Annotated in this window: 15 protein-coding genes; 1 reads left to right on the forward strand and 14 read right to left on the reverse strand. The window is 65.5% G+C overall.

From position 1 onward, the window contains the following. Positions 1 to 80: 80 nt before the first annotated feature. On the forward strand, positions 81 to 278 hold the full coding sequence (locus A2X88_05995) for a hypothetical protein (protein OGP33244.1): 198 nt from the start codon (positions 81 to 83) through the stop codon (positions 276 to 278). A 4-nt stretch (positions 279 to 282) separates the two neighbouring features. Here the strand turns inward: A2X88_05995 and A2X88_06000 are convergent, their stop codons facing one another. From A2X88_06000 to A2X88_06065, 14 genes are all read right to left on the reverse strand, one after another. After that, positions 283 to 939 carry a DNA-binding response regulator gene (locus tag A2X88_06000; protein ID OGP33245.1) on the reverse strand — a complete coding sequence of 219 codons (657 nt, stop codon included), beginning with the start codon at positions 937 to 939 and terminating at the stop codon, positions 283 to 285. A gap of 38 nt (positions 940 to 977) precedes the next feature. Continuing rightward, the gene (locus A2X88_06005; GenBank protein OGP33246.1) at positions 978 to 2,813 is read right to left on the reverse strand and encodes a hypothetical protein; all 1,836 of its coding nucleotides are present in this window, start codon (positions 2,811 to 2,813) and stop codon (positions 978 to 980) included. Positions 2,814 to 2,831: 18 nt separating this feature from the next. Next, positions 2,832 to 3,593, reverse strand: coding sequence for a hypothetical protein (locus A2X88_06010; GenBank protein ID OGP33247.1), 762 nt, complete (start codon positions 3,591 to 3,593; stop codon positions 2,832 to 2,834). 28 nt (positions 3,594 to 3,621) lie between these two features. Beyond that, the gene (locus tag A2X88_06015; protein OGP33248.1) at positions 3,622 to 5,073 is read right to left on the reverse strand and encodes a hypothetical protein; all 1,452 of its coding nucleotides are present in this window, start codon (positions 5,071 to 5,073) and stop codon (positions 3,622 to 3,624) included. A 113-nt stretch (positions 5,074 to 5,186) separates the two neighbouring features. Then, positions 5,187 to 6,362: a hypothetical protein gene (locus A2X88_06020; protein OGP33261.1), complete on the reverse strand. Its 1,176-nt coding sequence runs from the start codon at positions 6,360 to 6,362 to the stop codon at positions 5,187 to 5,189. Between the two features lie 59 nt (positions 6,363 to 6,421). Continuing rightward, a complete protein-coding gene (locus tag A2X88_06025; protein OGP33262.1) occupies positions 6,422 to 7,297 on the reverse strand; it encodes a hypothetical protein in 876 nt (291 codons plus the stop codon). Between the two features lie 149 nt (positions 7,298 to 7,446). Continuing rightward, complete coding sequence (locus A2X88_06030) at positions 7,447 to 7,962, reverse strand: hypothetical protein (protein ID OGP33249.1); 516 nt, start codon at positions 7,960 to 7,962, stop codon at positions 7,447 to 7,449. Next, positions 7,959 to 8,405 carry a hypothetical protein gene (locus A2X88_06035; protein ID OGP33250.1) on the reverse strand — a complete coding sequence of 149 codons (447 nt, stop codon included), beginning with the start codon at positions 8,403 to 8,405 and terminating at the stop codon, positions 7,959 to 7,961. The genes A2X88_06030 and A2X88_06035 overlap by 4 nt, the downstream gene beginning before the upstream one ends. 12 nt (positions 8,406 to 8,417) lie before the next feature. Next, positions 8,418 to 8,771, reverse strand: coding sequence for a hypothetical protein (locus A2X88_06040; protein ID OGP33251.1), 354 nt, complete (start codon positions 8,769 to 8,771; stop codon positions 8,418 to 8,420). Between the two features lie 102 nt (positions 8,772 to 8,873). After that, entirely contained in the window at positions 8,874 to 9,272 is a 399-nt protein-coding gene (locus tag A2X88_06045; protein OGP33252.1) for a hypothetical protein, read from the reverse strand. A 188-nt stretch (positions 9,273 to 9,460) separates the two neighbouring features. Continuing rightward, positions 9,461 to 9,988 carry a hypothetical protein gene (locus A2X88_06050; protein ID OGP33253.1) on the reverse strand — a complete coding sequence of 176 codons (528 nt, stop codon included), beginning with the start codon at positions 9,986 to 9,988 and terminating at the stop codon, positions 9,461 to 9,463. 14 nt (positions 9,989 to 10,002) lie between these two features. After that, complete coding sequence (locus A2X88_06055) at positions 10,003 to 11,001, reverse strand: hypothetical protein (GenBank protein OGP33254.1); 999 nt, start codon at positions 10,999 to 11,001, stop codon at positions 10,003 to 10,005. Between the two features lie 15 nt (positions 11,002 to 11,016). Next, positions 11,017 to 11,463, reverse strand: a complete 447-nt coding sequence (locus tag A2X88_06060) for a hypothetical protein (protein OGP33255.1) — start codon at positions 11,461 to 11,463, stop codon at positions 11,017 to 11,019. Next, a complete protein-coding gene (locus A2X88_06065) occupies positions 11,460 to 12,635 on the reverse strand; it encodes a hypothetical protein (GenBank protein ID OGP33256.1) in 1,176 nt (391 codons plus the stop codon). Before A2X88_06065 ends, A2X88_06060 begins: the two co-directional genes overlap by 4 nt. Positions 12,636 to 12,637 lie beyond the last annotated feature (2 nt).

The raw sequence follows: 12,637 nt of genomic DNA on the forward strand, positions 1-12,637 counted from the left end.
TCGAGCGAAAGCTCAAGCGGACGAACCGGCGGTTCCGGGGATCCTTTCCGGAGACGGAGTGCCGGGAATTCGCCCTCCGGATGTTCGCGAAGGGGATCGACTTCGTCATCCTGGGCCATTTCCACGCCGAGCGGCTGCTCCGGTTCTCGCGGGAGCCGGAGGGCAAGGCGCTCGCGGTGCTCCCCTCCTGGAGGGACGAGTGGCGCTACCTCTACCTGACGGCGGAGGGGGAGCTCGGCTTCCGGGCGTTCCAGCGGGACGCCCTGCTTATCCCCTAGGTTCCTACGAATCGATCTTGATGATCTGCCGCTGGATGGCGAACTTGACCATCCCCGCCCGGGTCCGGATCCCCAGCTTGTCCTGGACGTTCGAGTAGTGGGCGACGACCGTCTTGGCGCTGATGTTGAGAAGGGAGGCGATCTCCTTGTGGGTGTTCCCCTCCGCGATGAGCTTGAGGACCTGCTTTTCCCGGTCGGTCAGCCTGTCGTAAGGGTTCTCGACCGCATCCTCCCCCTTGGTCAGGTAGTCGTCGACCAGGGAGGAGGCGATGGACGAGTAGAGGTAGAACTCCCCCCTCGCCACGGCGCGGATCGCCGACACCAGGTCGGTCCCGACGGCGTGCTTCAGGATGTAGCCCGAGACCTTCGCCTTCAGCAGCCGGCTGACATATTCCTTGTCGTCGTACTGGCTCAGCACGAGGATCTTGATCGCGGGGTTCGCCTTCTTGATCTCGAGGGTCGCCTCGAGCCCCCCCAGCCCCGGCATCGCGATGTCCATCAGGATGATGTCGGGGCGCAGCGTTTCCGCCTTGTCGACCGCCTCCTTTCCGTCCGCCGCCTCGGCCAGAACCTCGATGTCCTCGTGCCGGTTCAGCAGGGCGATGATCCCCTCCCGCACCAGGGCATGGTCGTCGGCGACCAGGATCGTGATTTTTCCCATTTCCGCTTCCCTCCCGGCGGTCCCCTGGGCGTGCCGGATCAGGACGGGATCGGAACGGACGCCTGAACCGTCGTCCCCTTGCCCGGCTCCGAACGGACGGTCAGCTTGCCGTCCAGCAGGGCGATCCGCTCCTCCATCCCCAGAATTCCCAGCCCCTTGAAGGTTCCCTTCCTCGCCGACTCGCGCACGTCCTCCAGGTCGAACCCGACCCCGTCGTCCTCGATCTCCATCTCGATCCCCGAATCGCCGAAGGAGAGGTTCACGAAGACGTTTTTCGCCTCCGAATGCTTGCTGATGTTGATGATCGCCTCCTGGAGCACCCGGAACAGCACCAGCTCGATTCTCCCGTAGTCCAGCCCCCCCCGGAGCCGGGACCGAAGCTCCTCGCTGTCCCCCTGGACATCGATGAAATAGCGGATCCCGCGCTCCCCCACATGCCGCTTCAGCACCCATTGTACTGCCGATTCCAGACCGAGGTCATCCAGGACCGTGGGCCGAAGGTCCTGGATCAGCCGCTGGACCCCTTTCAGCATCGCCATGCACTGCTCCCGGATCTGTCTGAGCGGTCTCCGCGCGGGATCGTGTTCCGGAATCTCCCCGAGGATCGTGTCGAGGCTGATCAGGGTGGCGTTCAGCGACTGGCTCGTGTCGTCGTGGAGTTCCCGCGCAACCCGCTTCCGCTCCTCCTCCTCGGCCGTGATGACCTCCCGCAGGAGGACGGCGAGCTTCTCCCGGCTCTGCTGGAGTTCCCGGGTCCGGTCGGCGACCCGCTGCTCGAGCTCCCCGCTGTACTTCTGGATGCTCTCCAGCGACTCGGCCAGCCGCACCCGCATCCCGTCGAAGCTCCGGCCCAGGGTCCCGATCTCGTCCCCCGTGTGGATCTCCACCGGGTCCCGGAGGTTCCCCTCGGCGATCCTTTGGGTCGCGCCGATCAGCGAATGGATCGGCCGGACGATCCCCCGGGAGAGGCCCACCGCGAGCAGCAGCCCCGTGAAGATGGCGACAAAGCTTAAGATCAGGAACCCCTTCTTGAGGGTCCGCGAGGGGAAGAAGACCTTCTCGCGGGGATCCCGCACCGAGATCCCCCACGGGGCCGCGGAGAGGGGGGAAAAGGCGAGCATGTCCCGCCCCGTCCGGGTCTCCGCATACCCCTCCTTGCACCGGTGGCAGTTCAGCACCGATTTCTTCCGGTCCCGGATCAGCTCCCCCAGGAACCGGTTCTGCTCGACGCAGGTCAGGATCCTCCTCGGGTCGTTCGACGCGATGATCACCCCCCGGCTGTCCATCAGCTCGATGTAGGCCCCCGGTTCCGCGTGGATGTTCCGGATGACCTGCGCGAGCATGTAGTTCGTCGGGTCGATCTCCCCCCCCGCCACCCCCACCACCTCGCCGTTCTTGTCCTTGAGCGGCACGAGGGCGAAGATCACCTGCTTCCGGGTGGGGGTCAGGGTATAGACGTCCGAGATCACCGGCTTCCGCTCGGAGAGGGTCTTCCTCACGTACGGGATGCCGAACAGGTTCACCCGCTCGTCCTCGCGGTGGGGATAGGCGACCACCACGTTCCCCAGGCTGTCCATGAGGAAGATCCGGTCCGTGAAGATCGAGTACTCGAACGCGGTCTTGAGGGCCTTTTTCTCGGGCTCCCAGTCCCCGTCCTCGAAATCGACCTTCCCCGACAGGGAGACGTCGTAGAGCCGCTTCAGGTTGCTCTCGAGGACATGGTCGATGTACTGGCCGATGATGTCGGCCAGGGCGAGGCGGTTCTCGAGAGACCGCTGGATGCTGGCCTCGACGCTCAGGTGGCTGATGATCCCGAGGCTGACCAGGATGATCAGCATGTTCAGGATGATGAGAAAGACGATCCGCTTCTGCATCGGCGTGTGTGGCCGGGGTCATCCCCCCGGAGGATTCTCCGGCTTCCACTCCTCGCTTCCCGGAATGGCTCCCTCCTCCAGCGCCTCCGGAGAGACCCCCTCGATCCGTGCGAGCTCGAGGGGGTGCTCCCGCAGCATCCTCTCCCGCGACAGGGTCCCCGTGAAGATGCAGGTGTCGAGGGGGAATGCCTCGGGGCTGAAGATGCAGTTGTAGATGTGCCACACCGCATTGATCAGGAAGATCAGCATCGCCTCGTTCGAATGGAGCGCCTTCGCCGTGGGAATGACCTCTCCGGGAAGGAACCGGGCCACGAGCGTCGGGAACCAGAGGATCACTCCGGTGACGATCATCAGGAACCCCCCGAACAGGATGGTCCAGTACTCGAACTTCTCCATGTAGTCGTACCGGTCACAGCGGGCGGGGCGCTCCTCGAAGCCGAAGTAGTACCGGATGTTGTGGATCGCGTCCTCGAAATCCTTCCGGGTGATGAACATCGTGGGCTGCCACTTCCCGAGCACCACCCCCGCCACGCCGACGGTGACGTTGAGGAAAATCTCCAGGGAGAAGACGAGCCCCGCGTACCGGTGGAGCAGGCGGACGTTGTCGACCCCCCCCATCTTCAGGATGAACCCTTGGGAGAGGTCCAGGTGCCAGAACCGCTGGCACAGCCCCGTCGCGAAGAGGATCATCGTGGTCAGGATGATTCCCCAGTGCTCGGCGACGCGGTAGGCGCTGAACCTCCGGATCCGTTCCTCCCTCCGGCCTTTCTTTCCTTTCATCGCTCGATCCCTTCCTCCGTGGCCGGAGCTACCGGTTCACCGCGTACCGCCAGATGTGGAGGAGCACCTGCAGGGCCAGCCCCAACCACATGATCGGGAGAAGGATCCTGTAGGCGGCGTCCACCAGGAAGATGACGGGGAAGCGGGCGAAGGTCGGCTTGTAGTGGAACAGCCAGGCGTTCGGGAAGTTCTCCGACGCGTCCTCGTGGCACTTCCGGCACTGCTTGACCAGGTTCTGCTTCACGACCGCGGGGTCCGAGCTGATCATGCTCGCGATGTTGTGGGTCCCGTGGCAGTCGTTGCACACCGCGATCAGCCTCGCCGGCTTGTACAGCTCCTCCCGCTGCTTCCGGTAGAACCCCAGGGTGACCCCGTGGAAGTCGGAGAGGTAGGTCTTCACCACGTCGGTCGACAGCCCGTATTTTTCCATGATCGCCGCGTTCGCGTGGCAGTTCCCGCACATCTGGGGGACCTTCTCGTGGTATTCCATCGTGAGGGGGTTCTCGATATCGTGCGCGGTGTGGCAGTCGATGCAGATCGGGACGTCCTGGTTCTGGTCGTTGATCAGGGCGCTCCCGTGGATGCTCTTCGCGTAGATCTCGTAGATCCCGGGATGGCACCGCTGGCAGCGATGGGTGGTGGCCAGCCTCCCCCGCGCCCCCTGGGAGACGTGGGCGATCTGGTGCGACCCGTGGCAGTCGGTGCAGACCGGGGCCTTGAGGTTCCCCTGGCTCAGGATGGAGAAATGCACGCTGTCCAGCGACCGGGTGTAGTTGTCGAAATGGCACCTCCGGCAGCTCTCCGCCGAGGCGATCATGTAGTCCCTGCGGCTCGGGAAACGCTTTACCGGATGCTCCTCCGAGGAGTAGCCGTAGTGGCAATCCGAGCACCGGATCTTCCCGTGCGCGGAGGCCTCCAGAGAGGGCAGATCGACCTTGAGGGAGATCCTTTCCCCGTTCCTGCAGGTCATCCAGACCTCGAACCGGTGGCAGCCCATGCAGTATTCCGTCTCCCCGGAGGAGATCTTCCCTCCGGCCGAGGGGACCACCGCATGGGCGTCGTGGCAGTTGGTGCAGACGAGGAATTCCCCCGGCTTCTCCTTCGTCAGCAGGGCGTCGTGGATCGATTTCGCGCGGATCTTCTCCGACGTGTGGCAGCGTCGGCACAGGGCGCCCTGCCTCGACCGGAACTGCTCCCGGCTCCGGTACCGGCCGGAGGGATGCTCCTTCGGGGAAAACCCGGAGTGGCATTCCGTGCAGGCGAGGATGTTGTGCGCCGAGGCCCGGAATTTCTCGGGGTTGACGTAGGCCTCGAGCGTCTCGCCCCCGAGGAACCGCTTGACGATCCCCTTCTTCCCGTGGCACTGGAGGCAGCCCCTCGACTCCTCGGAAAGGAGCGCCTCCCGGGCATGGACGGCCGGGCCCGCCAGGGTCAGTGCAAGAAGAGCCAGAATCCAGGCTGTGTGTGTCCCGCGCGCCATACCGGCCTTTCTCCGACCGTCGTCGGGCGATCACTCCGGAATTCTTCGGTTCGGCCTTCGTTCCTCCTTTTCGTGAAGGATCCGGGAATCCGATCCCGGCGTCTCTCCCCCGCTCATCCGTGGTCCGGGTAGTCCGGATGCTCCCGCAGGACCGGCATCCGGTTCACGATCCAGCGGAACAGGATGATGTGGATCGTGGCGACGGCGAGGACGATCCCCGCCTCCCGCATCGGAGGAACGATCTGGTGGAAGTGGCCGGGAAGATTCCAGTTGAACATGATGAGCGACACGTTGAGGCGGTTCAGGATCACGCCGGCGAGCGCCCAGAACGCCCCGGCCCTTACGATGCGGGCGCTCTGCCGCTTCACCCCGAGGGTGAGCACGATCGCCGGGGCGAGCACGAAGAGGAGGAGCTCCGCCAGGAACCAGGCCCCCGGGCGGGTGGCCAGGAGCCCCCAGTGGTCGTCGTGGGCCACGCCGATCCACTTCAGGGCGAAGTAGACGAAGAGGACGACGCAGGCGCCCTTGCCCAGCCCCACCGTCAGCGGATCGAGCGTCTCCAGGTACTGCCGGTCGGCCCGGTCGCGCAGGTAGCGGGCCAGCACCGTGCTCACCGCGATCACCATGGCGAGCCCCGCGTAGATGCTCGAGACGAAGAAGAACACCGGCATGAGGGCGGAGTACCAGAGCGGGTGGACTTTCCCGGGGGCGAGGAGGAACATGGCGCCGAGCGCGGACTGGTGCAGCGTGGAGAGGATGACGCCCGCGATGGTCATGGCCACGGTGATCAGGATCGCCCATCGTCGCACCCGCCTCGAATGCAGCCACTCCAGGATCGCCGGGCTGAACTCCAGAAGCTGAACCGTCAGATAGAGGGCAACGTGCCACGCGACAAGAAACAACACGGATGTCGGACCGTAGGATACCGCCATCGGGTAATATATTCGCCACGGCCGCCCGATGTCAATCAGCAGGTAGATCACGGCGAAGAGGTACCCCATGAATCCGGTCAGGACGCCCAGCCGGACGAGGGGGTGGTACTTCTTGAACCCGAAGATGTACACGGCGGTGGCCATGACATACCCGGTCGCGGAGAGGGGGACCCCGGAGAAGAGCCCCCAGCCGAGCAGGATGCTCCAGGGGTACTCGTTCGACGCATGGGTGACGGCCGAGAGCCCCCCGGTGAACCGGATCACGATCATGGGAATCCCGTAGGCTAGGATCGCCGCGGCGAGGACGTTCAACGGCGTGACGAGGGTCCGGACATACTCCGCAAGCGGCATCCCCATCAGCAGCTTGCCCATGAACCGCGTCTGGAAGCTCCCCGTTTTCGCGATGGAGTCGTTGCTCATCTCTCTTCCTCCTTGTAGCGCTTCGCGCTGTAGCAGAGGCCGAGAACGGCCGGCCACAGCACGAGAACCAGGGGAACCGCGGAGAGGAACCCCTTCGTCTGCTCGACGAGAGGCTTGTCCGGAAGGTCGGTCGGGAAATCGACCTGTTCGAAGGGAACGCCGGAGAGGTAGAGCCAGCCGGTGCCCCCCACCTCGTGCTCCCCGAAGACACGGTCGACGTACCGTCCCGGATGCTTCCGGATCCGTTCCCGGGCGAGCGTGATCAGGTCTTTCCTCCGGCCGAACCGGACCGCCTCGACGGGGCAGGCCTCCGCGCAGGCCGGAATCCCCCCCGCCTTGACCCGTTCGTGGCAGAACGTGCACTTCTCGATGCGGGGATCGAGGGCGCTTCCGTAATCGTAGGCCGGGGCGTAGAACGGACAGGCCACCATGCAGTAGCGGCACCCGAAGCAGAGTTCCTTGTCGTAGAGGACCGCCCCCTCGGGGGTTTTCGTGTAGGCCCGCACGGGGCAGGCGGAAGCGCAGCCGGGTTCGTTGCAGTGGTTGCACTGGACCTTCCGGTAGACGGGCCCCCGGGGCCCGTCCTTGGGGGAATACCGGTTCACGACGGTGAACGCCGAGGCGGTGGGTCTGCGCTTCTCCTCGAAGACCGATTTCTCGTCGAAGGGGACCTCCGGCGCGGGAAGCCCGTTCGCCCGGTTGCAGGCCGCCTCGCAGCCGCGGCAGCCGACGCACTCCGTGAGATCCACCAGCATTCCGAAGCGGTCGGGCCAGCCGGAAAAATTCCTGGCGGCATGCGCTTTCCCTGCGCCGACGGAGAGGACCGTGCAGCCCGCCGCTCCGAGCGCCTTCAGGCAGGATCTGCGGCTGATCCCCGCGCGCTCCCGGCCGGCCGGTTCCCGTTTCCCGCCTTCCCCATTTCCGCCTTCCCCCTGTCCGGGTGACCGAATCGAGGATTCTGACATGAAACGCCTCCCTGTGCTGGTATCGTGGTCCGCCGTGGTCCGCCGTGGTCCGCCCCTCACCGGGGCTCCGTACCCGCGAATTTCCTCCGCTCGTGGCACATCTCCGTGCATCCCTTCGGGTCCTCCCCGACGCTTCCCACCTCCCGGTGGCACCGGAAGCAGGCCCGGTGGTAAGCGGCCTTCAGGGCCGGCCGGGACAGCTCGGTCCGCGACAAGGAGGAGGAGTGGCACTCCCTGCAGGGGCGGAATCTCTCCACGCGGACCGCCGCGCGGAAGGCGGCCGGGTCGACCGAGTGGCATTTCCTGCATTCCAGCGTCTCACCGGTCCCGTGCTGGTGGTGGCATTCCGCGCAGCCGCCGGCCTCCTTCAGGTGGGCGGCGTGGTCGAAGGCCACCGGCCCGTACTCCGAAGCCAGGGAGCCCAGGACCACGGACCCCGGCATCTTCCCGCGCGGGGAGGGAGCCGGGGCGGATCCGCCCGCCCCGGCCGCCGGGATCGAGAGGACGCTGATCGCCGCGCAGAGGACGATCGCCAGGATCGTTCCCGGGTTCATCGTTCGCTCCCCCTTCACGGCTTCCCGTCCTCCGTGTTCTCTTCCGTCTCCCGCTTCTCCTCCGTTGTTTCCTTTCTCCTCTTCCGGCCTCCGAAATAGGCCTCCATGGGCCTCCAGCCGAAGAAGACGGTCTTCCCGGCCAGACCCAGCATCCTCTCCAGGCCGTCCGCGGCGATCCCCAAGAGCTCCATCCCCAGGGCGTAGGCGAAGACGAACGGCAGCATCACCACATAGGCCAGCCCCAGGAACGGCGCGGCGCAGATCCGCAGAATCATGCGGAAGACTTCCCGCGACCCGGTCTTTCTCAGGTACTCGAGGTCGTCGCGGGTCTCCCGGACGACCGTTTGGAACGGAGCCGGCTTCAGGATCTCCAGGTAGAGGATGAACCCGGTGATCGCCAGCACGGAGAGGATGTACTCCACCCCCTTGATGTGGGTCAGGAACTCGAAGTAGGTATGCATGGGCTCCCTCCTTTATGTCTCTGTGGACTCCCCGTTTTCCTTCTTTTTGCTCTTCCCCGCCAGGTAGGCCTCCATCGGCCTCCAGCCGAACATCACGTTTTTCCTCGCCTGGAAGAGGACGCCTCCGAAAATCCTGCGCCCCATCATGTAGAACCCCATGCCGATCATGAGCAGGGGAAGCAGGATCACGTAGAAGCCCCCGAGGAAGAGGACCATGAAAAACAGGAGGGCGAAGGGAATCCTGTAGAAGGTCGCGTCGCGCCCCCCCGGCAGGACCGCCTCGTCCTTCACCTGGACCAGGCTGCCGATCCGTTGATTCCAGTAGGTCCCTTTTCCGACCGGGTCTCCCCCGTTGTACCGTTTCATTTCCGTGAACCCCCTTTCCGCCGTCGGGCATCCCGGGGTTGGTCGTTCCGCAGTGCCCCCACTATAGAAAGCGGGCGCCAATGGAACAATCGGATGAACTTCCTAGTTTTGCGGGAAATGTTTCCTATCCCGCCCGTCGCTGTCCCCGGCCTCCCCCTCGCCGTCCCCGGGCTTTTCCTTCCGCGGCTCCTTTCCCGCGAGGTAGGCTTCCGTGGGCCTCCATCCGAACGACACGGCTTCCCTCGCCCGGGCGAGGAGGTCCCCGAACAGCCTCTTCGACAGGACTACCGCCGCCGTCCCCAGGGCCGCCAGCGGCAGCGCCGCCACGTAGAGCGCCCCGAGCATCACCCCCAGGGGAACCAGGAGGGGGAAGGGGACCCTGTAGTACACGGACCGATCGTCCCCCGGGAGAACCCCCTCGTCGTGCACGCTCACCAGGCCGCCCATCGGGTTCCAGTAGAATCCCTGGACGACCCTGTCTCCTCCGGTTCGCCTCGCCATCGTCTTCGCCTCCCTTCCCCGCGCGTCGCGGCCGATCGGTTTCCACTCCGCCGTCGTACCTTCACTTTAGGAAAGCGGGCTGGGCGCGACAATCGGGTGAACTCCCTAGTTTTCCGGAAATTGATCCCTACACTGGGGGGGAAAACGACCCGTGATGCGGAAAATCGCCCCGGAGAGGGGGCGAAGGGCTACCGGAGCATGCTTTCGGCGATCTTGATCAGCTCGAAGGGGGAGGTTTTCGCCCGCACCACGATCCGGGTTCTCCCCTCCCTCCATTCGATCCCGGCGCAGGGCTCGTCTTGCGGCCCCACCCCGACCTCGAGGAGGGCCTCCCTCCCTTTCAGCGAATAGGGAACGCGCTCCTTCACCTGCCGGAAGGGGATCCGCTCCCGGGGGAAGAAGGTCTCCGATTCCGCCTGCGAGATGATCAGGACCGTCTCCTTGCCGCCGATCCTCTCGAACTCCATGACCAGCGCCGGAAACGGGGTCCCCTGGGCGAAGATCGTGGAGGGAGGCCACGAGAGGTTCTGGGGGAAGTAGGAGGGGGCGAGCGCCTGGTGGATTCCCGAGGCGGTCCGCGCATCCTCCAGGTCCCGGTACTCCCGCAGGAGATCCTTCTGCGCGGCCAGCGGAAGCCAGTTCAGCAGCTTGAGCAGAGCCACGAGGACCGCGACCGCCCCCGCGAACAAGAAGAACCGATACGCCCCGCTCTTCATGAACACCCTCCGCCTCAGACCACGAAGTAGGTTGTCAGGAGGATCGCCGCGACGGTCAGGACGGTCGCGAGCCCGCCCCCGTCTGCCGCGGACGGAACCTCCTTCTCCAGCCGCTCCACCCGGCTCTCGATGTGAAGCCGGTGGCTGTAGGACTCCAGCGCTTCCATTTCCTCCATGAGGGTCTTTCCCGTCCCGGGCCTCTTCTCCCCGCCCGCGAGGTAGAGCCTTCTCAGCGCCTCCGCCAGCGCGGCCGGCCGGCCGGTAAGCTCCGCGGCAAAGTCGTCGCAGATCTTCTCGTCCTCCTGGACGATCCTGCGGAACTGCAGGAGGGTCACGGGATTGAAGAACATCACCGCGCGCAGGAGGAACAGCACCAGGAGGACCGGGCGCCTGCCCCTCAGGACATGGGCGTACTCATGGGCGACCGCGGCCTGCACCTCCTCCGGGGGAAGGGCCCGGAGGAGCCCCTCCGAGACGTACACCGCGCCCGACTTCCCCGTGGTGGAGAACAGAACGATCTCCTCCTCCTCCAGGACGAACAGCTCCGGCCGGTTCCCGGGAAGCGTGCCGACCACCCGCTGCACGTCCGGATCGTCGGCGCCGCTTCTCCCCGCCGTCTTCCCCGAAGGCCTCTTCTCGAAGGTGTGTCGCACGACCGGGAGGAACTCCTGGAAGAGGAACACCAGGGTGGTGACGAGAAAGATCAGGAGCAGCCCGATGACGACCAGGGGGGCGATCCCCCAGGGGTCGAGGTACAGCCACCGGCCGGAGTCCAGCAGGGCGCCCATGCGGAAGGTGAGGGACAACCGCTCGGGGTTGATCACCTGGAACAGGGGAAAGGAGAAGACCGGGAAGGCCACGGCGATCAGGAGGAAGCGCTGCCGGAGGGCGGGATTCCGGAACTCCCAGACCCGGAAGGCGATCTCCACGACGGCCGCCGCGACGGCGGAGTGGAGGAACGACTGGACGATGTAGGCGCCCGGGTAGGAGTCGAGGAATGCCAGTTGGCCCATCGTTCCCCAGCGTCGTTATTTCCCGGCATCCCCCCGAAGGGTCTTCCCCATCAGCCAGACGAAGAGGATCCCCGCCGCAGCCTCGACGATGCCGAACAGGATGGTGATCCGGTCGAGCCCCAGCCCCACCGGCATCATGGCGCCGACCAGCATCCCGAGGAGCCCGACGTTGGCAAGCCAGAACTGCCCCTCCGCCCACCCGATCCGTTCCACCCTCGGGAGGCCGAAGAACATCGTCGGGAGGAGCTTGTAGCCGATCCCGTAAATGAGAAAGAGGACGAACCCCACCAGGAGCATGTGGACGTGCACGAACTGGAAGTTGTCGTTGCCGAAGGCGAGCATCCCCACCCCCAGCAGCAGACCCAGGACGAGGTAGACGAAGGCGACCCGGATGAACCGGCGGCAGAGGCGGCTCAGCCGGTCCTGGACGGAGCGCTCCAGGAAGGAGAGGTCCGCCTTCACGTCCCCTCTCCCACGGCGAACGAGCCCGAAGGGAGGGCGGGGTCCGCCTGGAACCGGACCTGTCCCCCGCACAGCCTCTCCAGCCGGGTGATCTCCTCACGCTTCCGGTTCAGGAGCGACTCGAGGAGCGGCGGGGCGACCCGGACGAGCAGCTCCTTCGAGGGATCGCGGGAGAGCTCGTCGTGGACCTTCCGCATCAGCCGGACCAGCAAGGCGTCGGCCGTGGGGAGGAGCCCGGTGCCGCCGCAGCTGTCGCACCCGGTCATGAGGGTGTCGTAGAGGGAGATCCCCATTCGCTGGCGGGTGATGGCGACCAGCCCGAATTTCCCCATGGCGGAGACGTCGTTGCGGGCCTTGTCCCGTTTCATTCCGTCCTTGACCGCCTTTTCCACGTCCTTGATGTGCCGGCGGTCCTCCATGTCGATGAAATCGACGACGATCAGCCCCCCCATGTCCCGGAGCCGGAGCTGCCGCGTCACCTCGGCCGCCGCCTCCCGGTTCGTCCGGTAGGCCGTGTCCTCGATGTCGCGGTCCTTGGAGGAGCGCCCCGAGTTCACGTCGATCGACCAGATCGCCTCGGTCCGGTCGATCACGATGTGTCCGCCGGACGGGAGGGGGACCTTGCGGGCGCACGCCCTCTCCACCTGCTCCTCCAGGTTGAACTTCGAGAAGAGGGGCCGCTTCTGGCGGTAGAGCTTCAGCCGGGATTTCTGCATCGGGTAATAGACGTCGAAAAAGCCGATGGCCTTGCGCTGGGAGTCCGGGGAGTCCATCTGGACCTCCGAGACGTCCGAGGAGTACTGGTCGCGAAGGGTCCGGATCACGATGTCCTGCTCCTCGTAGAGCAGAGCGGGCGCTTTCCGGGTCTTCCCCTCCTCCACGGTCCGCTCCCAGAGCTTGAGCAGGTTCGTAAGGTCGGCGCGGAGGTTCTTCAGCAGCTCCCCCGCCCCCACCGTGCGGACGATGAAGCCGAGGTTCTCGGGGTAGGTGAGCTTCTCCATGTTTTTCCGGATCCGCTCCCGCTCCTTCTCCCCCGTGATCTTCTTCGAGATCCCGTACCGCTTCATCCCCAGCATCATCACGAGGAACCGCCCGGCGATGCTGATGTAGGAGGTCAGCGCCGCCCCCTTCACGGAGGACTCCTCCTTGGTGACCTGGACCAGCAGCTCCATCC

The organism is Deltaproteobacteria bacterium GWC2_65_14 (assembly GCA_001797615.1).
GTDB lineage: Bacteria > Desulfobacterota > Deferrimicrobia > Deferrimicrobiales > Deferrimicrobiaceae > GWC2-65-14.

Coding starts and splice junctions, on each gene's coding strand:
- A2X88_06035 (OGP33250.1), bottom strand. CDS start 8,405: ATGCATACCTACTTCGAGTTCCTGACCCACATCAAGGGGGTGGAGTAC.
- A2X88_06040 (OGP33251.1), bottom strand. CDS start 8,771: ATGAAACGGTACAACGGGGGAGACCCGGTCGGAAAAGGGACCTACTGG.
- A2X88_06000 (OGP33245.1), bottom strand. CDS start 939: ATGGGAAAAATCACGATCCTGGTCGCCGACGACCATGCCCTGGTGCGG.
- A2X88_06055 (OGP33254.1), bottom strand. CDS start 11,001: ATGGGCCAACTGGCATTCCTCGACTCCTACCCGGGCGCCTACATCGTC.
- A2X88_05995 (OGP33244.1), top strand. CDS start 81: ATGTTCGCGAAGGGGATCGACTTCGTCATCCTGGGCCATTTCCACGCC.
- A2X88_06045 (OGP33252.1), bottom strand. CDS start 9,272: ATGGCGAGGCGAACCGGAGGAGACAGGGTCGTCCAGGGATTCTACTGG.
- A2X88_06065 (OGP33256.1), bottom strand. CDS start 12,635: ATGGAGCTGCTGGTCCAGGTCACCAAGGAGGAGTCCTCCGTGAAGGGG.
- A2X88_06015 (OGP33248.1), bottom strand. CDS start 5,073: ATGGCGCGCGGGACACACACAGCCTGGATTCTGGCTCTTCTTGCACTG.
- A2X88_06020 (OGP33261.1), bottom strand. CDS start 6,362: ATGGGGATGCCGCTTGCGGAGTATGTCCGGACCCTCGTCACGCCGTTG.
- A2X88_06005 (OGP33246.1), bottom strand. CDS start 2,813: ATGCAGAAGCGGATCGTCTTTCTCATCATCCTGAACATGCTGATCATC.
- A2X88_06050 (OGP33253.1), bottom strand. CDS start 9,988: ATGAAGAGCGGGGCGTATCGGTTCTTCTTGTTCGCGGGGGCGGTCGCG.
- A2X88_06010 (OGP33247.1), bottom strand. CDS start 3,593: ATGAAAGGAAAGAAAGGCCGGAGGGAGGAACGGATCCGGAGGTTCAGC.